Source organism: Streptacidiphilus cavernicola (assembly GCF_042510955.1).
Classification (GTDB): domain Bacteria; phylum Actinomycetota; class Actinomycetes; order Streptomycetales; family Streptomycetaceae; genus Streptacidiphilus; species Streptacidiphilus cavernicola.
Genome location: NZ_JBHFAB010000025.1, coordinates 1 through 21,619, shown reverse-complemented (window position 1 = coordinate 21,619; position 21,619 = coordinate 1). Strand labels below are relative to the sequence as shown.

The 21,619-nt window shown below is 74.5% G+C and carries 22 protein-coding genes; 17 read left to right on the top strand and 5 right to left on the bottom strand.

The window, feature by feature from the left end:
- Nucleotides 1–40 precede the first annotated feature (40 nt).
- Together ACEZDE_RS27195 and ACEZDE_RS27190 are read right to left on the bottom strand one after the other, a co-directional pair.
- Nucleotides 41–1,564, bottom strand: coding sequence for an MFS transporter (locus tag ACEZDE_RS27195; RefSeq protein ID WP_380541271.1), 1,524 nt, complete (start codon nucleotides 1,562–1,564; stop codon nucleotides 41–43).
- A gap of 115 nt (nucleotides 1,565–1,679) precedes the next feature.
- Nucleotides 1,680–2,495, bottom strand: coding sequence for a MerR family transcriptional regulator (locus ACEZDE_RS27190; RefSeq protein ID WP_380541267.1), 816 nt, complete (start codon nucleotides 2,493–2,495; stop codon nucleotides 1,680–1,682).
- 93 nt (nucleotides 2,496–2,588) lie between these two features.
- Between ACEZDE_RS27190 and ACEZDE_RS27185 the strand changes: the two genes are divergently transcribed.
- From ACEZDE_RS27185 to ACEZDE_RS27155, 7 genes are all read left to right on the top strand, one after another.
- The gene (locus ACEZDE_RS27185; protein ID WP_380541264.1) at nucleotides 2,589–2,879 is read left to right on the top strand and encodes a YiaA/YiaB family inner membrane protein; all 291 of its coding nucleotides are present in this window, start codon (nucleotides 2,589–2,591) and stop codon (nucleotides 2,877–2,879) included.
- A 42-nt stretch (nucleotides 2,880–2,921) separates the two neighbouring features.
- Nucleotides 2,922–3,707 (top strand): hypothetical protein, encoded by a 786-nt coding sequence (locus ACEZDE_RS27180; protein ID WP_380541261.1) that lies wholly within the window; start codon nucleotides 2,922–2,924, stop codon nucleotides 3,705–3,707.
- A 201-nt stretch (nucleotides 3,708–3,908) separates the two neighbouring features.
- Complete coding sequence (locus ACEZDE_RS27175; protein WP_380541258.1) at nucleotides 3,909–4,718, top strand: MHYT domain-containing protein; 810 nt, start codon at nucleotides 3,909–3,911, stop codon at nucleotides 4,716–4,718.
- An 82-nt stretch (nucleotides 4,719–4,800) separates the two neighbouring features.
- Complete coding sequence (locus ACEZDE_RS27170; protein ID WP_380541255.1) at nucleotides 4,801–7,719, top strand: sensor histidine kinase; 2,919 nt, start codon at nucleotides 4,801–4,803, stop codon at nucleotides 7,717–7,719.
- 23 nt (nucleotides 7,720–7,742) lie between these two features.
- Nucleotides 7,743–8,186, top strand: a complete 444-nt coding sequence (locus ACEZDE_RS27165; protein ID WP_380541252.1) for a roadblock/LC7 domain-containing protein — start codon at nucleotides 7,743–7,745, stop codon at nucleotides 8,184–8,186.
- A gap of 4 nt (nucleotides 8,187–8,190) precedes the next feature.
- Nucleotides 8,191–8,586 carry a DUF742 domain-containing protein gene (locus tag ACEZDE_RS27160; protein WP_380541249.1) on the top strand — a complete coding sequence of 132 codons (396 nt, stop codon included), beginning with the start codon at nucleotides 8,191–8,193 and terminating at the stop codon, nucleotides 8,584–8,586.
- Nucleotides 8,567–9,163 (top strand): GTP-binding protein, encoded by a 597-nt coding sequence (locus tag ACEZDE_RS27155; protein ID WP_380541246.1) that lies wholly within the window; start codon nucleotides 8,567–8,569, stop codon nucleotides 9,161–9,163. Before ACEZDE_RS27160 ends, ACEZDE_RS27155 begins: the two co-directional genes overlap by 20 nt.
- 37 nt (nucleotides 9,164–9,200) lie before the next feature.
- Here the strand turns inward: ACEZDE_RS27155 and ACEZDE_RS27150 are convergent, their stop codons facing one another.
- Together ACEZDE_RS27150 and ACEZDE_RS27145 are read right to left on the bottom strand one after the other, a co-directional pair.
- Nucleotides 9,201–9,992, bottom strand: a complete 792-nt coding sequence (locus ACEZDE_RS27150; protein ID WP_380541243.1) for a lysophospholipid acyltransferase family protein — start codon at nucleotides 9,990–9,992, stop codon at nucleotides 9,201–9,203.
- Between the two features lie 157 nt (nucleotides 9,993–10,149).
- Nucleotides 10,150–10,617, bottom strand: coding sequence for a DUF4395 domain-containing protein (locus ACEZDE_RS27145; RefSeq protein ID WP_380541240.1), 468 nt, complete (start codon nucleotides 10,615–10,617; stop codon nucleotides 10,150–10,152).
- 208 nt (nucleotides 10,618–10,825) lie between these two features.
- Between ACEZDE_RS27145 and ACEZDE_RS27140 the strand changes: the two genes are divergently transcribed.
- The 6 genes from ACEZDE_RS27140 to ACEZDE_RS27115 all read left to right on the top strand — a co-directional run bounded on the left by ACEZDE_RS27140 (nucleotide 10,826) and on the right by ACEZDE_RS27115 (nucleotide 16,924).
- Nucleotides 10,826–11,236, top strand: coding sequence for a thioredoxin family protein (locus tag ACEZDE_RS27140; RefSeq protein ID WP_380541237.1), 411 nt, complete (start codon nucleotides 10,826–10,828; stop codon nucleotides 11,234–11,236).
- Between the two features lie 225 nt (nucleotides 11,237–11,461).
- A complete protein-coding gene (locus ACEZDE_RS27135; protein WP_380541235.1) occupies nucleotides 11,462–12,247 on the top strand; it encodes an electron transfer flavoprotein subunit beta/FixA family protein in 786 nt (261 codons plus the stop codon).
- Between the two features lie 55 nt (nucleotides 12,248–12,302).
- Nucleotides 12,303–13,271: an electron transfer flavoprotein subunit alpha/FixB family protein gene (locus ACEZDE_RS27130; protein WP_380541232.1), complete on the top strand. Its 969-nt coding sequence runs from the start codon at nucleotides 12,303–12,305 to the stop codon at nucleotides 13,269–13,271.
- Nucleotides 13,272–13,401: 130 nt separating this feature from the next.
- On the top strand, nucleotides 13,402–14,799 hold the full coding sequence (locus ACEZDE_RS27125; RefSeq protein ID WP_380541511.1) for an AMP-binding protein: 1,398 nt from the start codon (nucleotides 13,402–13,404) through the stop codon (nucleotides 14,797–14,799).
- Between the two features lie 48 nt (nucleotides 14,800–14,847).
- Nucleotides 14,848–15,807, top strand: a complete 960-nt coding sequence (locus ACEZDE_RS27120; RefSeq protein ID WP_380541229.1) for an ROK family protein — start codon at nucleotides 14,848–14,850, stop codon at nucleotides 15,805–15,807.
- A gap of 97 nt (nucleotides 15,808–15,904) precedes the next feature.
- Nucleotides 15,905–16,924, top strand: a complete 1,020-nt coding sequence (locus ACEZDE_RS27115) for an NUDIX hydrolase (protein ID WP_380541226.1) — start codon at nucleotides 15,905–15,907, stop codon at nucleotides 16,922–16,924.
- A gap of 3 nt (nucleotides 16,925–16,927) precedes the next feature.
- Here the strand turns inward: ACEZDE_RS27115 and ACEZDE_RS27110 are convergent, their stop codons facing one another.
- Entirely contained in the window at nucleotides 16,928–17,434 is a 507-nt protein-coding gene (locus tag ACEZDE_RS27110) for a DUF1990 family protein (protein WP_380541223.1), read from the bottom strand.
- A gap of 59 nt (nucleotides 17,435–17,493) precedes the next feature.
- Between ACEZDE_RS27110 and ACEZDE_RS27105 the strand changes: the two genes are divergently transcribed.
- From ACEZDE_RS27105 to ACEZDE_RS27090, 4 genes are all read left to right on the top strand, one after another.
- Entirely contained in the window at nucleotides 17,494–18,318 is an 825-nt protein-coding gene (locus tag ACEZDE_RS27105; RefSeq protein ID WP_380541220.1) for a DUF4184 family protein, read from the top strand.
- Nucleotides 18,319–18,395: 77 nt separating this feature from the next.
- On the top strand, nucleotides 18,396–19,619 hold the full coding sequence (locus ACEZDE_RS27100; protein ID WP_380541508.1) for a geranylgeranyl reductase family protein: 1,224 nt from the start codon (nucleotides 18,396–18,398) through the stop codon (nucleotides 19,617–19,619).
- A gap of 86 nt (nucleotides 19,620–19,705) precedes the next feature.
- Nucleotides 19,706–20,863 (top strand): sensor histidine kinase, encoded by a 1,158-nt coding sequence (locus ACEZDE_RS27095; RefSeq protein WP_380541217.1) that lies wholly within the window; start codon nucleotides 19,706–19,708, stop codon nucleotides 20,861–20,863.
- Complete coding sequence (locus ACEZDE_RS27090; RefSeq protein ID WP_380541214.1) at nucleotides 20,860–21,525, top strand: response regulator transcription factor; 666 nt, start codon at nucleotides 20,860–20,862, stop codon at nucleotides 21,523–21,525. The genes ACEZDE_RS27095 and ACEZDE_RS27090 overlap by 4 nt, the downstream gene beginning before the upstream one ends.
- The last annotated feature ends 94 nt before the right edge of the window (nucleotides 21,526–21,619 follow it).

Below are 21,619 nucleotides of genomic sequence, written 5' to 3'. Positions count from 1 at the left end.
GGGAGGCAGGAGCGGCAGGGCCGGTACGGGGGCGCGGGGGTCAGACCCGGGCGTCCAGCTCGACCTCGGCGTCGCTCGCGGCCTCCGCCGCGGCCTCGGCCTTCACCGTCGAGGCGGCGGCGACCAGCGCCGGGCGGGAGACCCGGGTGAGGCCGAACAGGGCGACCGCGACGGTCAGCAGCAGGGCGCCGGAGGCGATCGCGAAGCTCGCGGTGAACTGGCTCTCCGCGGGCAGCGGCGGGACGCCCGCCGGGAGCCCGGCGATCAGCTTGGAGGCCAGCAGCGAGGTCACCACCGCGGAGGCGATGGAGCTGCCGACCGACCGGGAGATGGAGTTGATGCCGTTGGCGATCCCGGTCTGCTCCAGCGGGACGCTGGCCGCGATCAGGGCCGGCATCGAGGCGTAGCCGAAGGCGATGGCGATTCCGGCCAGCATCCCGGCGGCGATCACGTTGGGGGTGCTGCCGTGGCCCCAGGCCAGCCAGGCGAAGCCGGCCACGCCGACCAGGGCGCCGAGGGCCAGGGTGTAGCGGGCGCCGATCCGGCGCACCAGCAGGCCGCCGACCGGCGCGGCCACCAGCGAGATCAGCGCGCTGGGCAGCAGGTACTCGACCGAGGCGCGCAGCACCGACGCGGTGAAGCCGTACCCGGCCAGCCGCTCCGGCATCTGCACCAGGTAGGAGATGCCGATGAACTGGGCGAAGGAGGCGAAGCCGACGAACAGTCCGGCCACGTTGGTGAAGGCGACCTGGCGGTGGCTGAACATCCGCATGTCCACCAGCGGGTTCCTGACCCGCAGCTCGACCAGCACCCACACCGCGGCCATCACCACCGCGCCGAGGAAGCAGCCGATGATCCGGTCCGAGGACCAGCCCCAGGTGTGGCCCTGCGAGATGCCGAGCAGCAGCAGTACCAGGAACACCGCCAGGGTGCTCGCGCCGAGGAAGTCGATCCGGCCGCCGGTGCGCTTGCCGCCGTCCGGGACCAGGAAGGCGACGGCCAGCAGCGCGAGTGCGGAGACCGCGGTGGAGAACCAGAACACCGAGTGGTAGTCCGGGTGGTTACCTTGCGTCAGCAGTCCGGTGACCACCAGCGAGAGCCCGCTGCCGAACGCGAGGGTGCTGCTGACCAGGGCCATCGCGCCGTGCAGCTTCTCCTGCGGGACCTCGTCCCGGATCACCGACAGGGCCAGTGGGAAGATCGCGGTGGCGGAGCCCTGGAGCACCCGGCCGACGATCAGCAGGCCGAGCGAGGTGGTGCTCGCGGCCAGCACCGAGCCGATGATCATGACCACCAGGACCGCGAGCAGCGTCCGCTTCTTGCCGTACTGGTCGCCGACCCGGCCCAGCAGCGGGGTGAACACGGCGGCGGAGAGCAGGGTGGCGGTGGTGACCCAGCTGACCCCGGCGGCGCCGGCGTGCAGGTCGGCGCCGAGCAGCGACAGGATCGGCACCACCTGGGTCTGCGCCATGGCGACGACCATGGCGGCGAGGCCGAGGGCGAGGATCAGCGGGGTGCTGCCGCGGCGCGCGGACGCGGCGGGCGGGGTCAGTGCGTGGCTCATGTGGGTCAGCGGTCCTTCGGAAGGTTCATGAGCTTGATGCTTTAGGACATCAAGCAATAGCAGAACCGTAGGCCCGAAAGGTTGATGTAGTCAAGTTAAAGGTTCAGGTCGAGAACTATCGGCGGGGCTCGGCCCGGTGTCGGGCCAGCACGTCGCCGATCTCCTCGTGCACCCTGCGGTCCATCGCCAGCGAGAACTCCACGTCCACCACGGTCCGCGCCACCGGGCGGAGCCGGGCCAGGGTCTCCGCCAGCCGGGCCGTCTCGGCGGAGCCGATCCGACCCCCGCGCGGCGCCAGCAGCTGGAGCCGGTCCAGCAGCTGACGGTTGATCAGCTCGACGAAGAGGTCCGCCAGCGCGTCCGCGCTGGCCCGGACGCCGTGCGCGGTCTCCAGTACGGCGGCCAGCGGGATGCCCTCGGCGACCAGCGCGGCCGAGGCGTCCAGCAGCCTGCGGCTGACATGGCTGACCCTGTCCCCCTCGACCTGGACGTAGCCCAGCGCGCGGGCGGTCTCCAGGGTCGCGGCGTCGGCCTGCCCCGCGTACGCGGCGTCCAGCTCCTGCAGCGTCATCGGCACCGGGACCTCCTCGGACCAGGGCGCCGCGATGACGCCCTCCAGGCCCAGCAGCTCGGCCACGTCCCGGCCGTCCTCCCAGGCGCTGAGCAGCTCGGCGATGCCGCCGAGGGTGTGGCCCCGGTCGAGCAGGTCGGCGATGATCCGCAGTCGGGCCAGGTGGTCCTCGGAGTACCAGGCGATCCGGCCCTCGCGCCGCGGCGGGGGCAGCAGCCGGCGCTCGCGGTAGAAGCGCAGCGTCCGCACCGGGATGCCGGCCTCCGCGGCCAGCTCCGCGGTGCGGAACTCGCGCGCGCGGCGCCGCGGCGGCTGGTCCGACCCGGGTGCGGCCGGTGCGGGGGCAGAGGGATCGTTCACCTGAGCGAGCCTAGCCGCCCCCGCGGCCTGCTTGAGTACCCGATGGGTACGCGTACTCATGACGGGCCGCCGGGGCGGGCGGATGCTACCGACATGGCCACTCCTGTCAAGCACAGCACCACCGCCGCCTACCACGCGCAGGCCGTCATCTCCTTCGCTGTGTCGCTGCTCGCCATGGGTGTCGGCATCGCCTACCTCTCCACCGGCCCCTGGGTCCGCGCCTTCCTCGGGCTCGGGCTGCTCTACGTGGTCACCTCGGCGTTCACCCTCGCCAAGGTGATCAGGGACCGGCAGGACGAGAACCAGGTGGTCTCCCGGGTGGACCAGGCCCGCCTGGACAAGCTCCTGGCCGAGCACGACCCGTTCCGGGTCGACGCCTCCTGAGGCTCTTACCGAATCCGCGCCGGGACCGTACACAATGACCGCGTGACCGACGATCAGAACACCCCGCCGCCCGACGAGTCGGCGGGTCCGGCGGGCCCGCCCGGCCCGGTCGCCCCGGGCCTGCCGCCCGGCGGGCGCTGGACGGAACAGCTGCGCCGGTTCGAGCCCCCGGCCTGGCGGCGGCGGACCCGGGGCGAGCGCCGCTGGTCGGTGACGCTGGCCCTGCTGGTCGCCGTCTGCGTGCAGCTGGCCCTGCCGGTCCAGCTCACCATCAGCCCGCACTGGCTGCTGCCCGCGCTGGAGCTGCTGCTGATGGCCTCGCTGCTGGTGGCGGACCCGCACCTGCGGCTGGAGCGGCACACGCCGCAGGTGCGCACGCTCGGCCTGCTGCTGGCGGGCGCGGTCAGCGTGGCCAACGGCGGCTCGGCGGTGCTGCTGGTCCGCGACCTGATGCTGCGCGGCGACACCGCGGTCACCGCCAAGGGGCTGCTGGTGGCCGGGGCGGGGGTGTGGCTGACCAACATCATCGCCTTCAGCCTCTGGTACTGGGAGTGGGACCGCGGCGGCCCGGCCGTGCGGGCGATGGGCACCCGGGACTATCCCGACCTGCTCTTCCCGCAGATGCAGCAGCAGGGGCTGGCCCCCGCCGACTGGGAGCCGCAGTACCCGGACTACCTCTATGTCGCCTTCACCAACGCCACCGCCTTCAGCCCCACCGACACCATGCCGTTGTCCCGTTGGGCGAAGCTGCTGATGACCATGCAGTCGGTGGTCTCCCTGGTCACCCTGGCCCTGGTGATCGCCCGCGCGGTCAACGTGCTGCAGTAGAAAGGGACTTCACGCGCGGCGGTGCCGACAGACCTCGTCTCCAGTGCAGCACAGTCGCCGCTCCGGCGGGCGCGAATAGCCGATCTCCGCGTAATCGAGTGAATGCGATCGGTAGTGTCCGCTGCGCCCGGCGGGAGCACACCTGCCCCACCGGTTACGGCGTGGGAGCGGTGAGGCGGACCTATGGTCGGTATGACTGGGATGGGGAGTACTACTGAACTGGGCTACGGCTGGCTCACCCCGGGACTCTCCTACGCCATGGCCGTCTTCGGCTCCGCGCTCGGCCTGCGCTGCATGGTCCGCGCGGTCGCCGCGGAGGGCCGCTCGCGCCGCAACTGGCTGCTCACCGGAGCGTCCTCGATCGGCGTCGGCATCTGGACCATGCACTTCATCGGGATGCTGGGCTTCGCCGTGGTCGGCACCGAGATCCGCTACAACGTGCCGCTGACCCTGCTCAGCCTGCTGGTGGCGATCCTCTTCGTCGGCGCCGGGGCGTTCGCGGTCGGGTACGGGCGGCACCGCGGGCGCGCGCTGCTGCTCGGCGGGCTCACCACCGGCTCCGGCGTGGCCGCGATGCACTACCTCGGCATGTACGCGCTGCGGCTGAACGGCACGGTGGGCTACCGCCCGGTGCTCGTCGGCGTCTCGGTCGCGATCGCGGCAGTCGCCTCCACGGCCGCGCTCTGGGCCGGGCTGAACGTACGCGGACCGCTGGCCGCCGGAGCGGCGGCGCTGGTGATGGGACTGGCCGTCAGTTCGATGCACTACACCGGGATGTACGCGGCCGTCATCACGGTGCGCCCGGCGGTGCAGGGAGCGGTGCTCCCGGGCGCGACGGTGATGGACTTCATCTTCCCGCTCGCGGTGGGGCTGGGCTCGGCGCTGTTCCTGACCTCGGCGTTCGTCGCGCTGTCGCCCTCGGCGCAGCTGCCCGCGGCGGGGCGGGCCGAGCCGAAGCCGCCGGTCCCGGTCCGGGCGGCCGGGTCCACCCGCGCCGCGGGGCCGGTGTGACCCGGCGCGGCCGTCAGGCTGTGACCTCCGGTCGGCAGACCGCCACGCCCCACTCCGTCCCCCAGCAGCGAACGAGGTTGTGATGCGTCAACCCCGGGGATCCGCCCCCGTCGGCCCGGACCGCCCGGACGGTCCGAGCCGTCCGCGCCCCGCCCACGCCGGTCCGCCCGCGGACGAGCGGGACGGCCGGTCGTCCGCGGAGCAGGCCGTGCCGGCGGCCGACTCCGCGACGGTCCTCGCCGTCGCCGATCGGCGCGGACCGGACGCCGACGCCCCCGCGACCGCGAGCGCGAGCGCGACCGCTGCCGCCCCGGTGGAGCCGCCCGGTCCGGCCGGGCCGTTCTGGCGACGGCTGCGGCCCCGCACCGTGCGGGCCCGGGTGGTGGCGCTGCTGATGGTGCCGGTGGTGTCGTTGATGGCGCTGTGGGGCTTCGCCACCGTCACCACCGCCCAGGACGTCACCGGGCTGGTCCGGTTGAAGCAGGTGGACGCCCTGCTGCTGACCCCGGTCGACCGGACCGTCAGCGCGTTGCAGGCCGAACGCACCGCCGCCGCTGTGTATGTGGCTGCGCCGACGCCCGGCCGCGCCGACGCGCTGGCCGTCCGCGGCCGGGCCACCGACTCCGCGGTGGCCGCGCTGAACGACGGCATCGCCGCCGGAGCGGCCGACGGCGCCGGTCTCGGGGCCGAACTCCCGTCCCGGTTGGCCGCGTTCAGGGCGTCGGCGGCCGGGCTCGGCGCCCTGCGCGGCAAGGTCGGCGCGGGCACGGTCGGCTGGTCGGCGGCGATGGCGGACTACGACGGCGTGGTGGCGTCGGTGTTCGGCATCGACAGCGCGCTGAGCGGGATGCGCGGCAGCACGGCCACCGCCGCTGTCGGCTCCGATCCCCGGGTCCTGCTGGAGCTGGCCCGCGCCCGCGACCTGCTGGCCAGGGAGGATGCCGCGGTCCAATCCGGTTTGTTAGCAGGGAGGATGACGGGGGATCAGTACCAGGAGTTCACCGGCTCCGCCTTCGCCCGGCAGGCCCTGGCCGGTCCCGCCGCGGCCGACCTGCGACCGGCTGACGCCGCCGCCTACGCCGCGGTCGAGCGGAGCCCGGGGGCCGCGGCCCTGCTCGCCATGGAGAACGCGGTGCGCGCGGGCGGTGCGGGCGGGCGGGCCGTCCGCGGGGTGTCCGCGACCGGCTGGGCCAGGACCGCGGGCGACCTGCAGAGCCGCTACGCCGCCGTGGAGTCCGCGGCCGGTGCGGGCGCCGGGGCCGGGGCCGACGCGTTCCGGCTCGGGGTGTTCACCAGCAGCGGCGCGGCCGTGCTGTTCGGCCTGCTCGCGGTGCTGCTCTCGCTGCTGATCTCGGTCCGGATCGGCCGCCGCCTGGTGGTCGAACTGGTCGACCTGCGCAGCTCCGCACTGGATCTGGCGAACCACCGGCTGCCCGAGGCCATGCGCCGACTGCGCGCGGGCGAGGAGGTGGACGTGGACGCCGAGGCGCCGCTGCTGGAGGCGGGCGAGGACGAACTCGGGCAGGTGGGCGCGGCGTTGAACACCGTGCAGCGGTCCGCGCTGCAGGCGGCGGTGGAGCGGGCCGAGGTGCTCTCCGGCGTCTCCGGGGTGTTCGTCAACCTGGCCCGGCGCAGCCAGGTCCTGGTGCACCGTCAACTCGCGCTGCTGGACGCGATGGAGCGCCGCACCGAGGACCCGGGCGAGCTGGCGGACCTGTTCCGGCTGGACCATCTGACCACCCGGATGCGCCGCCACGCCGAGGGCCTGATCATCCTCTCCGGCGCGGTACCCGGACGCGCCTGGCGGCGCTCGGTGCCGCTGCTGGACGTGGTCCGCTCCGCGGTGGCCGAGGTGGAGGAGTTCTCCCGGGCGGAGGTGCGTCCGCTGCCGCGGGTCTCGGTCGTGGGCGGGGCCGTCGCCGACCTCACCCACCTGGTGGCCGAACTGGTCGAGAACGCCGCGACCTTCTCCCCGCCGCACACGAAGGTGGTGGTCACCGGGGAGCGGGTGGGCACCGGGTACGCGCTGGACATCGAGGACCGGGGCCTCGGGATGAGCGGCACGGCTCTGGCCGAGGCCAACCGCAGGATCGCCGAGGGCCAGCAGGCCGACTTGTTCGACAGCAACCAGCTCGGCCTGTTCGTGGTCAGCCGGCTGGCCCGGCGGCTCGGGGTCCGGGTGTCGCTGCGGACCTCGCCGTACGGCGGGACCACGGCGGTGCTGCTGCTGCCGACAGCGATGCTGTCGCCGGAAGGGGCGGCGAGGTCGAAGCCGGGGGCGAAGACGGTGCCCAAGGCAGTGCCGAGGCCGGAGCGGCAGCCCGTATCGGCAGCCGACCCCCACACCGGGGTCCGGGCAGAGCCCAGCGGGGTGCCCAGCGGTGAGCGCGGTGCCGGGACCGGCGGGGAACTCCGCGCTGAACCCTGGGGCGAGCCCCGGTGGGAGCCTCGGGCTGTGCCTCTGGCGAAGCCCGGTCGGGGTTCCCGTTCGGAGGTCGGGTCGGAAACCGGGCCGGAGTCGGAGCCGCGGCGGGCGGGCTGGACCGCGCCTGAACCCGCGGCAGAACCTGCGCCCGCCACCGCGTCCTCGCGGGAGCCGCGTCGCCGCCCGCACGGGCCGTCCGGCGGTGGGCTGCTTGAGGCGGTGCCGTCCCCTGCCGCTGCCGCGACGGCCGGGGCGGAGCAGGACGAGCTTCCGCGCCGGGTCCGGCAGGCCAACCTGGCCGCGCGGCTGCGCGAGGCACCGGATGCCATGGCCTCGCCGGGGACCGGGGCCGGAACCCCGCCCGGCGGAGCCGGAGCCCGGGGCCGGGACCGCAGCCCGGACAGCGTCCGGGCCACGATGTCCGCGATGGCGGACGGCTGGACCAGGGGCCGCACCGCGGCGCCCGGCCGCAGGCCCACCGAACCGCCGACCTGGCCCCCGGAACCGGCCGCGCCGTCCGGCCCCCGCGCGGCGCGCGGTGTTGCCGCCGTGCCTCCGACCGACGACTCCCAGTGAGAGATGAGAAGGGAACAGCCCCGATGGTCACCGCGCTGCGCCAGACCGGCGAACTCAACTGGCTGCTGAACGAGTTCGTCTCCGGAGTGATCCGGGTCCGACACGCCCTGGTGCTCTCCAGGGACGGCTTGGCGCTGGGCGCCTCCGCCTCCCTCGGCCGGGAGGACGCCGAGCACCTCGCCGCCGTGGCCTCCGGATTCCACAGCCTGGCCCGGGGCGTCGGGCACTACTTCGACGCGGGCCAGGTGCGGCAGACCATGGTCGAACTCGACGACGGCTTCCTCTTCGTGGTCGCCGCGGGCGACGGCACCTGCCTGACCGTGTTCAGCGAGGTGGAGGCCGATGTCGGCCTGATCGCCTATGAGATGGCCCGGCTGGTCCAGCAGGTGGGCGAGCACCTGTTCAGCCCGCCGCGCAGCGACCGGGGGCCCGCTCCGGGCCCGTCCGGCGCCCCGACGGGAAGGTGAGGCAGTGCAGCACGGCTCCGACGCCCGCTGGTACGACGACGAGGCGGGCCCGCTGGTCCGCCTCTACGCGCTGACCCGCGGTCGCACCAGGGGCAGCGGCGAGTTCTTCGACCTGATCGCGCTGATCTCCGCGAACACCCCGTACGGCGCGGACAGCCCGTACGGGCCCGACGTCAGTCTGGCCCCCGAGGCGGCGGCCATCCTCGACCTCTGCCGGGCCCGGCCGCAGACGGTCGCCGAGATCGCCGCCGGCTGCGACCTCCCGGTCGGCGTGCTCCGGGTCCTGCTCGGCGACCTGCACGACGCAGGCCTGATCCAGGTCGACCGGCCCATCCTGCCCGCCATGCTCCCCAACGAGCGCATCCTCCGAGAAGTGATCAATGGCCTCCGCGCACTCTGAGCAAGAACCCCAGAACCCCGACCGGCTCAACCTCAAGATCCTGGTGGCCGGCGGCTTCGGGGTCGGCAAGACCACCCTGGTCGGCACCGTCAGCGAGATCCGTCCGCTGCGCACCGAGGAGCGGCTGACCGAGGCCGGCCGGGAGGTGGACGACACCGGGGGAGTGGAGCAGAAGACCACCACCACGGTGGCGATGGACTTCGGCCGGATCACGGTCAGGGACGGGCTCTCGCTCTACCTCTTCGGCACCCCCGGGCAGGACCGCTTCTGGTTTCTCTGGGACGAGTTGGCGTACGGCGCGCTGGGCGCGGTGGTGCTCGCCGACACCCGCAGGCTGGAGGACTGCTTCCCCTCGGTGGACTACTTCGAGCGGCGGTCGATCCCGTTCGTGGTCGCCGTCAACTGCTTCCACGGCTCGCGCCGCCACGCCGCCGAGAAGGTCTCCCTGGCGCTGGACCTGGACGCCGGGACGCCGGTGCTGCTCTGCGACGCCAGGGACCGCGAGTCCGGGAAGAAGGTGCTGATCACCCTGGTCGAGCACGCCAGCCGCCGGCATACGGCGCGGCTGCTGGCGTGACGCCGGCAGCCCCTGCCGCCGTGCCCCCGACGTACCGTCAGCCCTGCCCGGCCTTGGCCTCGGCCGCTGCCGCCCGGCGGGCCGCCTTCTCCGCGGACTCCTTCTCGTCCTCGGCCTCGGCGACCTCCAGCGTCGGTGCGCTGCCGCCGAGGTGCGCGGGCTGCCACCAGGCGTCGTCCGGGCCGCTGGGGGACTCCGGGTAGGTGGTCTGCGCGCGGTCCAGCAGTTCGGTCATCGCCGCCCGCAGCCGCCGGGTGACCATCACTGGCTTGTCCTCGGCGCTGAGGTGGATCGGCTCGCCGATGATGATGGTGATCGGGGTGTGACGCCGGGTCAGCGTCTTGGGGCGGCCCTTGGTCCACAGCCGCTGGGTGCCCCACAGCGCCACCGGCAGCAGTGGCACCTTGGCGTCCGCGGCCATCCGGGCCGCGCCGGTCTTGAACTTCTTCAGCACGAACGAGCGGCTGATGGTGGCCTCGGGGAAGACCCCGACCACCTCGCCCGCCCTGAGCGCGGCGACCGCGGTCTCGTACGCGGGCTGGCCGTCCGAGCGGTCCACCGGGATGTGCCGCATGCCGCGCATCAGCGGTCCGGAGACCCGGTGCCGGAACACGTCGTCCTTGGCCATGAAGCGGGTCTTGCGCTTGCCGGCCTTGAGCGCGCCCCAGCCGGCGAAGATGAAGTCGAGGTAGCTGACGTGGTTGCTGACCAGTACGGCGCCGCCGGTGCGCGGGACGTTGTCCGCGCCGATGATCTCGATCTTCAGATCGAGGGCGCGGAACAGCGTCCGTGCTGCCCCGATGATCGGCGGGTACACGAGATCGGCCACGGTCAGTCCTACTTCCCAGGCTGGGTCGCCCGCTTCGACGGTATGTCGATGTATCGTCCCCCGTTCGACGGCGCCCTGTCACTCCAGGTAGCACCCGCATTCGAGAGACCGCGGTCACACCGCCGGACTCCACCCTACTGTTCGGACCTGTGCTTCCCTACCGGCCGGACGGACGAACCCGGTCCTCGCCCCGGCGGAGCAGCAGATACGCCTCGCAGCCGAGGCAGTAGCCGAACGCGGCGTTCAGGAACGCCGCCGCCAGCGCCAGGCCGGTCGCGGCCAGACCGAGCCAGGTCGCGCCGGTGAGGTAACCGAGCGTGCCGACCACCGTGAAGCCGAAGCCGACCCCCTGGGCGAACCGCGGCGGCGCGGCGGCCTCCAGTTCGGTCGGCGGCTCCAGCCGGGGTCGGACCAGGGTGCGGAACAGCCAGCCGTAGGGCGAGCGGCCGAGGCCGCCGAAGGCGCCGAGGGCGAACACCACGGCCTGGGCGGCGAGCAGCCAGCCGATGCCGGTGAGCAGCACCACCACGAGGACGACGCTGGTCAGCGCCGCGGCGAAGCGCGGACCGCGCGGATCGACGACGGCGCCCGCGGACGCGGGCAGGGGTGTGGACAGAGTGGACACGGGGGACTCCGAGGGGTTCCGGAACGGGCTGGGGGCCGATCTCTGCTGGGCGAGGCGAAGCGCCGGGTCAGCGACAGCGCGAGGCGGCGGCGCGGCACAGGTCGATGACCAGGCGCCGGGTGAGCGCGGTCCGCTGGCCGGGTCCGGAGGAGTCCATACCGCGCATGGTACGCGCGCCACGCCGGGCCGAGCAGGCATGCTTGGTGTCATGACAGGACTGTGGGTGTGCGTGGCGGTGCTGGTGCTCTCCGGTGGGTACGGTCTGCTGCGCGCCCGCCGGGGCGGGAGGCTGAAGGTGCGGGACGGCGGAGTGCGGCTGAGCGAACGGGAGTTGGGGGCGCCGCTGGGCGAGCGGGCGACGCTGGTGCAGTTCTCCTCGGCGTTCTGCCAGCCGTGCCGGGCCACCAAGCGGGTGCTGGGCGAGGTCGCGGGCATGGTCGAGGGGGTGGCCCACGTCGAGATCGACGCCGAGTCGCAGCTCGACCTGGTCCGCCGGCTGGACATCCTGCGCACCCCGACCGTGCTGGTGCTGGACGCGGACGGCGCGCTGGTGCGCCGCGCGGTCGGCCAGCCGCGCCGCGCGGACGTCATCGCGGCGCTGGGCGCGGCCGTCGCCTGACCCCGGGTCCACCGCTGCTCGACGTCACGGCCGGTCAATAGGTGCAACGTCACAGTGACGCGGAGTTGCGGTGTGCATCACGATGCACTTGCGTGAGGGAGTATTGGGGCGACCGTAGTCGGACCGCCCGCCGAGGCGGTGGAATGACCTGCGTCGGAGCGTAAGCTACTCGCTAGTAGCATGAAGTTGCCGAACGAGATCCAGTACCAGTACAGGAGACAGGCCGTGAGCTTGAGGATCGTTGTCTGTGTGAAGTACGTGCCCGACGCGACGGGTGACCGCCGTTTCGCCGACGACCACACCACCGACCGGGATTCCGTCGACGGACTCCTCTCGGAGCTGGACGAGTACGGCGTCGAGCAGGCGCTGAAGATCGCCGAGGCGTCCGGCGACGCCGAGGTCACCGTGCTCACGGTCGGCCCCGACGACGCCAAGGACGCGCTGCGCAAGGCGCTGTCCATGGGCGCCGACAAGGCCGTGCACGTGAACGACGACGACATCCACGGCACCGACGCCATCGGCACCTCGGCGATCCTGGCCAAGGCGATCGAGAAGACCGGCTTCGACCTGGTGGTCTGCGGCATGGCCTCGACCGACGGCACCATGGGCATCGTCCCGGCGCTGCTCGCCGAGCGGCTCGGCGTCCCGCAGGTCACCCTGCTGTCCGAGGTTGCCGTCGCCGACGGCAAGGTCACCGGCCGCCGTGACGGCGACACTGCCACCGAGCTGCTGGAGGCCTCCCTCCCGGCCGTGGTCTCGGTCACCGACCAGTCCGGCGAGGCCCGCTACCCCTCCTTCAAGGGGATCATGGCCGCCAAGAAGAAGCCGGTGGAGTCCCTGGACCTGGACGACCTCGGCATCGAGGCGGACGAGGTCGGCCTCGGCGGCGCCTGGACGGCCGTCGACAGCGCCACCGCGCGTCCGGCCCGCACCGCGGGCACGATCGTCAAGGACGAGGGCGAGGGCGGCAAGGCGCTCGCGGAGTTCCTGGCCTCGCAGAAGTTCATCTAGAGCCTCGCGCTCACCGCAACCTTGACGACCACGAATGACTCTGGAGAGCTGAGCAATGGGTGAAGTCCTCGTCCTCGTCGACCATGTGGACGGTGCCGTCCGCAAGCCGACCCTCGAACTGCTGACGCTGGCCCGCCGGATCGGCGAGCCCTCGGCGGTCCTCCTCGGTGCCGGTTCCGCCGCCGCCGACCTCGCCGCCAAGCTCGGCGAGTACGGCGCGGCCAAGGTGTACGCCGCCGACGCCGCCGAGTTCGCCGACTACCTGGTGGTCCCCAAGGTGGACGCGCTGGAGCAGATCGCCAAGGCCGCCGCCCCGGCCGCGGTCCTGGTCACCTCCTCCGGCGAGGGCAAGGAGATCGCGGCCCGGCTGGCGCTGCGCCTCGGCTCCGGCGTGATCACCGACGCGGTGGACGTCAACGCCGGCGACGGTGGCCCGGTCGCCACCCAGTCGGCGTTCGCTGCCTCCTTCACCACCCGGTCGCGGGTCTCCCGCGGGGTGCCGGTGATCACCGTCAAGCCCAACGCGACCAGCCCCGAGGCCGCCGCGGCGGCCGGTGCGGTGGAGACCGTCGCGGTCACCTTCGGCGCCGCCTCGACCGGCACCAAGGTCACCTCGCGCACCGCCAAGGTGGCTTCCGGCCGCCCCGAGCTGACCGAGGCCGCGATCGTGGTCTCCGGCGGTCGCGGCGTCGGCGCGGCCGAGGGCTTCGGCGTGGTCGAGGAGCTGGCCGACTCGCTCGGCGCGGCGGTCGGCGCGAGCCGCGCCGCGGTCGACGCCGGCTGGTACCCGCACAGCAACCAGGTCGGCCAGACCGGCAAGCAGGTCTCGCCGCAGCTCTACGTCGCCAACGGGATCTCCGGTGCGATCCAGCACCGGGCCGGCATGCAGACCTCGAAGACCATCGTCGCCGTCAACAAGGACGCCGAGGCGCCGATCTTCGAGCTCGCCGACTTCGGCGTGGTCGGCGACCTCTTCAACGTGCTGCCGCAGCTGACCGCGGAGGTCAAGGCCCGCAAGGGCTGACGCTTTTCGGGGTGGGCGCGGGGGGCTGCTCGGTTCGGCTGGTGCACCTGGGTGCGTGGCTGGGCGCGCAGTTCCCCGCGCCCCTTGCGGTTCTGCCTGGCTTGGCTTCCGGGGAGGGTGAACGGCTGTGTTGCTCAAGGCACTTGAGGGTTCCGGGGACACCGCTGACGCGGTGGTCGTGGCCGGGGCGGCGCTGTCCCGGGAGCAGCTGCGCGCGGCGGCCGGGGCGGTCGCGGCGCGGGTCGCCGGGGCGCCCGCGCTCGCGGTGCTGGCGCGGCCGGGGCTGGAGACGCTGGTGGCCACCGTCGGCGGGCTGCTCGCCGGGGTGCCGGTGGTGCCGGTGCCGCCGGACGCCGGGCCCAAGGAGCGGGAGCACATCCTGCGCGACTCCGGCGCGCCGCTGCTCGCCGTCTCCGCCGCCGACCGCGGTGCGGAGGCGTACGGGGCACGGCTGCTGACGGTCGATCCGGCCGAGCGCGGCGAGGTCCCGGCCGAGCCGGGCGAGGGCACCGCGTTCATCCTCTACACCTCCGGCACCACCGGCGCGCCCAAGGGCGTGCTGCTCAGCCGCCGCGCGGTCGCCGCCGGTCTGGACGGCCTGGCCGAGGCCTGGGCCTGGACCCCGGACGACACCCTGGTGCACGGGCTGCCGCTGTTCCATGTGCACGGGCTGATCCTGGGCGCGCTCGGCCCGCTGCGGACCGGCGGGCGGCTGGTGCACACCGGCAGGCCGACCCCGGCCGCCTACGCCGCCGCCGGGGGCAGCCTCTACTTCGGCGTGCCGACCGTGTGGTCCCGGATCGCCGCCGACGAGCCCGCCGCCAGGGCACTGGCCTCGGCCCGGCTGCTGGTCTCCGGGAGCGCGCCGCTGCCGGTGCCGGTGTTCCAGCGGCTGCGCGAGCTGGCCGGGCAGGCGCCGATCGAGCGCTACGGCATGACCGAGACCCTGATCACGCTGAGCACCCGCGCCGACGGCGAGCGCCGCCCCGGGAGCGTCGGCCTGCCGGTCGGCGCGGTGCGCACCCGGCTGGTCTCGGAGACCGGCGAGCCGGTCCCGCACGACGCCGAGAGCCTGGGCGAGCTGCAGGTCAGCGGGCCCACCCTGAGCGACGGCTACCTCGGACGCCCGGACGCCGACGCCGAGTCGCGGACCGCCGACGGCTGGTTCAGGACCGGGGACGTCGCGGTGATCGGCCCGGACGGCTTCCACCGGATCGTCGGCCGGGCCTCGGTCGACCTGATCAAGACCGGCGGCTTCCGGGTCGGCGCGGGCGAGGTCGAGGCCGCGCTGCGGGACCACCCCGAGGTGCTGGATGCCGCCGTGGTCGGCGCCCCCGACGCCGACCTGGGCCAGGCGGTCACCGCCTTCGTGATCGCCGCGGGCCCGGTCACCGGGGAGCAGCTGACCGCCTTCGTGGCCGAGCGGCTGTCGGTGCACAAGCGGCCCCGCCGGGTGGTCCTGGTGGACGAACTGCCGCGCAACGCGCTCGGGAAGGTGCTCAAGCAGGCGCTGCTGCGGCAGTGCTGAACTGGAGGAACTGGACAGACCGCCCGCGCGGCGCTGAGACTTCCGGGCATGGACGAGACGGTGGCCGCGGTCGACATCGGCGGAACGAAGATCGCGGGCGCACTGGTGGACCGGCGCGGCCGGCTCACCGCCCCGTGCCGGCTGCCCACCCGGGCGGCCGGGGACGCCGGGGGCGTGCTGGCGGCGGTGACCGGGGTGCTGGACCGGCTGGCCGCCGGGCCCGGCTGGGCCGCGGTGCGGGCGGTGGGGATCGGCAGCGCGGGCCCGGTGGACGTGGCCAAGGGCGCGGTCAGCCCGGTCAACATCCCGGCCTGGCGCGACTTCCCGCTGGTCGAGGCGGTCCAGCGGCATCTGGAGGGCCTGCCGGGGAGCGGACGTCCGGTGGTGCTGACCGGGGACGGCCCGGCGATGGCTGCCGCCGAGCACTGGCAGGGGGCGGCCAGGGGCTTCCGCAACGCGCTGTGCATGGTGGTCTCCACCGGCGTCGGCGGCGGCCTGGTCCTGGACGGCCGGCTCTACCCGGGTCCCAGCGGCAACGCCGGGCACATCGGCCACATCAGCGTCGACCTGGACGGCGAGCCCTGCCCCTGCGGCTCCCGGGGCTGCGTCGAGGTGCTGGCCTCGGGCCCGGCCATCGCCCGGCGGGCGCTGCGGCAGGGCTGGCGCCCGGCCGACCCGGACCGGGCCGACGCGGGCGCCGTCGCCGAGGCCGCGCGGGCCGGCGACCCGGTCGCGCTGGCGGGCTTCGCCCGCGCGGCGCGGGCGCTGGCGGCCGGGATCGCCGCCACCGCGACCCTGGTCGAGCTGGACGTGGCGGTGGTCGGCGGCGGGGTGGCCGGGGCCGGGGAGATCCTGTTCGACCCGCTGCGGGAGGCCCTGCACAGCTACGCCGTGCTGCCCTTCGTCCGGCAGCTGGAGCTGCGCCCGGCCCGGCTCGGCACCGACGCCGGACTGGTCGGCGCCGCCGCCGCGGCGGCGCAGGCGCTGCGCCTCGACGGCTGGAGCTGACCGCCGTCGTCAGCGCGGCGGCCCGGTGACGCGCCCTCGACGGCGGCCCGTCCCCTCTGCGTACGATGCTGCGAGCAACCGTCGAACAGGGGGCAGTGTGATCGTCTGGGTCAACGGCACATTCGGCGCGGGAAAGACCAGCACGGCAAGGGAGTTGCAGGCGCTGATCCCCGGCAGCACGGTGTTCGACCCGGAGTCGGTCGGTGCGTACCTGCGCTGGATCCTGCCGCCCGGGGAGCTCGTCGGGCTCACCGACTTCCAGGACCTGACCGCCTGGCGCCGGCTGGTCCCGGACACGGCCGCGGCGCTGCTGGCGCAGCTGCCGGGCACCCTGATCGTCCCGATGACGCTGCTGCGGCAGGACTACCGGGACGAGGTCTTCGGCGCGCTGGCCGCGCGCCGGGTCCCGGTGCACCATCTGCTGCTGCACGCTGAAGAAACGATCCTGCGAAAGCGGATCGAGGGGGACGACCAGGAGGCCCGCGCGGCCCGGCAGTGGCGGCTGGACCACCTCGACGCCTACCGGCGGGCCCGGGGCTGGCTGGAGCGCGACTGCGTGACCGTCGACACCGCCGAGGCGACGCCGCGTCAGGTCGCCGAGCGGATCGTGGAGATCGTCCGCTCCGGGGCCGCGCTCTGCCCCATCGTCCAGGACCCGGTCTCCGGGCGGGACACCCTCGCCGCCGCGGTGCTGTTCTTCGACGAGCAGGACCGGGTGCTGCTGGTCGACCCGGTCTACAAGCCCGGCTGGGAGTTCCCCGGCGGCGTGGTCGAGGACGGCGAGGCGCCCACCGCCGCGGCCGTCCGCGAGGTGTCCGAGGAGCTGGGGCTGCGGCTCGACCCGTCCCGGCTGCGGCTGCTGGTCACCGACTGGGAGCCGCACCGCGGCCCGCGCTCCGGCGGGATGCGGCTGGTCTTCGACGGCGGGCTGCTGACGGACGACCAGCGGGCCCGGCTGGTGCTGCCGGACGCCGAGCTGCGCGCCTGGCGCTTCGTCAGCGAGGCGGAGTCGGCGTCGCTGCTGCCGGACAGCAAGCGCGACCGGCTCGCCGCGGCGCTGCGGGCCCGCGCGGCGGGGGCCCCGCTCTACCTGGAGGCGGGCGCGAAGGCCGGCTGACACTCAGGCGCGGGCGAGCCTGCGCAGTACCCGGCCGCAGCGGCGTGCGTACAGCTGCTGGAACAGCGGGACCAGTGGCCCGCCCGCCCGGGTGTACCAGCGGGCCGGGCGGCTGAACGCGGTGACGGTGAACCAGACCGCGTCGCCCTCCCGCTGGACCAGGAAGCCCTCCTCGCCGCACTCCGGGTGCCCGGCCAGGGTGCCGTAGCCGAAACCGGCCTCGACCTCCCCGTCCACCGCCCAGACCACCTCGCAGGGCGCGCTCAGCGCCAGCCGCCCGACGCCCAGCAGCACCCGCACCCGTACCCCCGGTGCGGCGCGGTCCGCGTCGGCGGCGGGGCGGACCCCGACGGCCCGGTGCATCCGCCAGGACAGCACCGCGTCGCCGGCCGCCGCGAACACCGCCGGGCCCTGGCCCAGCCGGGTGCGGTAGTACAGGTGCGCGTAGCCCTCGGGCAGCGGGCCGTCCGCGCGGGTGGCGCCGGTCTCCGGATAGCTGAACCCGCTCATCGCCCCAGCCTAGGGCCGGTCGGGGTGCCGACGCCGCCCGGACCCGGCAGGATCGTGCTGTGCCCTTCACCTTCAGCCACCCGGCCGCCGTCCTCCCGCTGATCACCGGAGGCCGCGGGCGCGGCCGACTGGTCGCGTCCGCGCTGGTCGCCGGTTCGCTGGCGCCCGACGCGATGTTCTTCGCCGACAGCCTGCTGCCCGGCAGCTACGACACCGGCCGCACCCTGCACCGGCTCCGGGCCGTCCCCACCCTGGACGTCGCGGTCGCCGCCGCGCTGGTCGCGGGCTGGCACGGACTGCTCAGAGAGCCGCTGACCGCCCTGCTGCCGGACCCCTGGGCCGACCGCGCCGACGCCGCCACCGCGCCGCTGCGCAAGCCCGGCAGCCGCCCCACCTGGCAGGACGCCGCCTGGTTCGCCGGCTCCGCCGCGCTCGGTGCGGCCACCCACATCGGCTGGGACTCCTTCACCCACCGCGGCTGCGCCGGGGTCCGGCTGCTCCCGGTGCTGGACCGGGACTTCGCCGGAATGCCCGGCTACCAGGCGCTGCAGTGGGGCACCTCCGCGGTGGGCCTCGGCGCGCTCGCGCTCGCCGGGAGCCGGGTCCTGCGCGGTCGCACCGACGTCCCGCCGCGCCGGACCGTGCTCACCCGGCGGGCCCGGCGGCGCGGCGCCGCACTGGTCGCCGCGGGCGCGGTCGCCGGAGCGGCCCACCGCTGCCTGCGCGACCTGCCGACCGGCCCCGGACGGCGGCCCACCGGCTCCGAACTGGTCGCCGTGGTGTCCTTCGGCGGGGGCACGGGCGCGCTGCTCGGCGCCGCCCTGCACGCCGCGGCCACCCGGCTGACGAGCCGTCCGAACAGCGGTCTTACCTCGGCCCCGTAAGATGAGGCAGCGTGACGCAGATCCAGGGCCCCAGCGGCGACCAGCCCCCGTCGAGCGACGAGCTGACCAGCAGTGAGTTGACCGAGTCGAGCGCGGACGACAGCGGCGCCGACGAACTGAGCGGCGTGTGGGACGTGGTGGTCGTCGGCGCGGGCCCGGCCGGCGCCTCGGCCGCCCACGCCGCCGCGTCCGCGACCACCGCCTCCGGCGCGGCCCCCCGGGTGCTGCTGCTCGACAAGGCCGCCCCGCCCCGCTACAAGACCTGCGGCGGCGGCATCATCGGCCCGTCCCGGGACGCGCTCCCGCCCGGCTTCGTGCTGCCGCTCCGGGACCGCGTGCACGCCATCACCTTCTCCCTGGACGGGCGGCTGCAGCGCACCCGCCGCTCCAAGCGGATGCTGTTCGGCCTGGTCAACCGGGACGAGTTCGACCAGCGCCTGGTCCAGTGCGCCGAGAAGGCCGGCGCGGTCCCGGCCACCGGTGTCACCGTGACCGGCGTCCTGGCGAACGACGACGACACCGTCGTGCTCTCGCTCCAGGACGGACGGACCGTCACCGCCCGCGCGGTGGTCGGCGCGGACGGCAGCGCCGGACGGATCGGCGCGCACGTCGGCGTCAGCTTCGACCAGGTCGACCTGGGCCTGGAGGCCGAGATCCCGGTGCCGCCCTCGGTCGCCGCCGCCTGGAGCGGACGCGTCCTGCTGGACTGGGGCGGCAGCATCCCCGGCTCCTACGGCTGGGTCTTCCCCAAGGGCGACAGCCTCACCGTCGGCGTCATCGCCGCCCGCGGCCAGGGCGCGGAGACCCGCGCCTACCTCAAGCAGTTCATCGCCCGGCTCGGCCTGTCCGGCTTCACCCCCTCGATCGAGTCCGGCCACCTCACCCGCTGCCGCGCCGAGGGATCGCCGCTGTTCAAGGGCCGGGTGCTGGTCGCCGGGGACGCCGCCGGGCTGCTGGAGCCGTGGACCCGCGAGGGCATCTCCTACGCGCTGCGCTCCGGACGGCTCGCCGGGGAGTGGGCGGCCAGGGTGGCCACGGCCGAGGACGCCACGGACGTGCGCCGGCAGGCGCTCAACTACGCCTTCGCGATCAAGGCGGGCCTGGGCGTGGAGATGCGCACCGGGCGCAAGCTGATGACCGCGTTCGAGCACCGCCCGCAGGCGTTCCACGTCGCGGCGGTCGGGCTGCGCCCGGCCTGGAAGGCCTTCGCCCGGGTGGTCCAGGGCCACACCACCTTCGCCGGGCTCACCCGCGAGCACGGCCTCGGCCGGCAGACCATCGACCTGCTCACCCGCAGGTAGCCGGGGGCGGGTACTCCCCGGGGAGTACCCGGACCGTCCCCGCTCGGCGGACGCCCGCGGCCCGCGGGATGGCCTACCGTGCAGGAATGGACCACCCCAGGGACGCCGACCGCCGGCATCGGCCACGGATCGTGGCGGTCGCGGTCGGCGTCGCACTGATCGAGGCCGTCGGCACCCACGCGGCGCAGCACTCGCAGCCGGGACGGCACAGCCTGGACCAGCTCGGGTACCTGCTGCTGCTGGCGGGCCCGGCCCTGCTGCTGCTGCGCGACCGCTTCCCGGTCGCCGTGTGCTGGGGCGCCGCGGCGGTGTGCGGGGCCTATCTGATCGTGGGCTACCCGTACGGGCCGGTCTTCCTGAGCGTGGTGGTGGGCTTCGTCAACGCGGTGCTGGCCGGGCACCGGAGAGCGGCCTGGGCCGCGCTGGGCGGGCTCTACCTCTCCCATCTGGTGCAGGCCCTGGTGCACGGGGGCATCGACGGGTGGCAGGAAGCGGGCCTGCTGGCCTGGCTGCTGCTGGTGGTGCTGGCGGCAGAGGTGGTCCGCAACCGGGTCGAGCAGCGGGAGCAGCGGCGGCTGGTCCGCGCCGAGCGGGAGCAGCGGGTCGCCGACGAGCAGCGGATGGGCATCGCCCGCGAGCTGCACGATGTGCTGGCGCACAGCATCTCGCTGATCAACGTTCAGGCCGGGGTCGCGCTGGAACTGCTGGACGGAGACCCGGACCAGGCGCGGACCGCGCTGACCACGATCAAGAACACCAGCAAGGAGGCCCTGGGGGAGGTCCGCCAGGTGCTGGGCACACTGCGTTCGCCGGGCGGCGGGGGCGCCGCCGCCGCTCCGCTGTCGCCCGCACCCGGGCTGGCGCGGCTGGGGGAGTTGGTCGAGCAGGCTCGGGCGGCGGGGCTTGAGGTGGCTCTGAACCGCTCGGGTGTGGTGCGGGCGCTGCCGCGGGGGGTCGAGCTGGCCGGGTTCCGGATCGTCCAGGAGGCGCTGACCAATGTCATCCGGCACTCGTCGGCGCGGACGGCGGTGGTCGCCGTGCACTACGGGGAGGCCGGGCTGAGCCTGGACGTGCGGGACCCGGGCCCGCTGTCCGCCGCGGGCGGGCCGCGGGCCGGAGGGTCCGGCAGCGGGCTGACCGGGATGCGCGAGCGGGTGGCCGCGCTGGGCGGAAGCGTCTCGGCCTCGCCCGAGGGCGGGGGATTTCATGTCCATGCTGAACTGCCGTTCCAGGAGGCGCCGTGATCCGCGTACTGCTCGCCGACGACCAGGTCCTGGTGCGGGCCGGGTTCCGCTCGCTGCTGGACGCCCAACCGGACATCGAGGTGGTGGGCGAGGCCGACGACGGCCGCGCGGCGGTGCGGCTGACCGGCGAACTGCGGCCCGACGTGGTGCTGATGGACATTCGGATGCCCGAGCTGGACGGGTTGGCGGCGACCCGGCTGATCTCCGGGGACTCCGGGCTGGGCGCGGTCAAGGTGGTGGTGCTGACCACCTTCGAGCTGGACGAGTACGTGTTCGAGGCGTTGCGGTGCGGGGCGGCCGGGTTCCTGGTCAAGGACACCGAGCCGGCCGAGCTGGTCCGTGCGGTCCGTGCGGTGCACGGGGGTGACGGGCTGCTGTCGCCGGGGGTGACCCGGCGGCTGATCTCGGAGTTCGCCGCGAGGTCCAAAGAGCCGGAGGCGGCGGCGCCGCTGGCGCGGCTGACGGAACGGGAGCGGGAGGTGGTGGCGCTGGTCGGCATGGGCCTGTCCAACGACGAGATCGCGGGGCGGCTGGTGGTCAGCCCGCTGACGGCGAAGACGCATGTGAGCCGGGCGATGGTGAAGTTGGGGGCGCGGGACCGGGCGCAGTTGGTTGTACTGGCGTACGAGTCGGGGTTGGTGCGGCCGGGGTGGCTGGGCTGAAGTCTGTACTGGGCTTGGGTTTGCCTGCGGCGCGGGTGGGTGCATGGTTGCGGGGGCGGGCCGGGTCGGGGTCGGCGCTCGGGGGCCGGCTGCG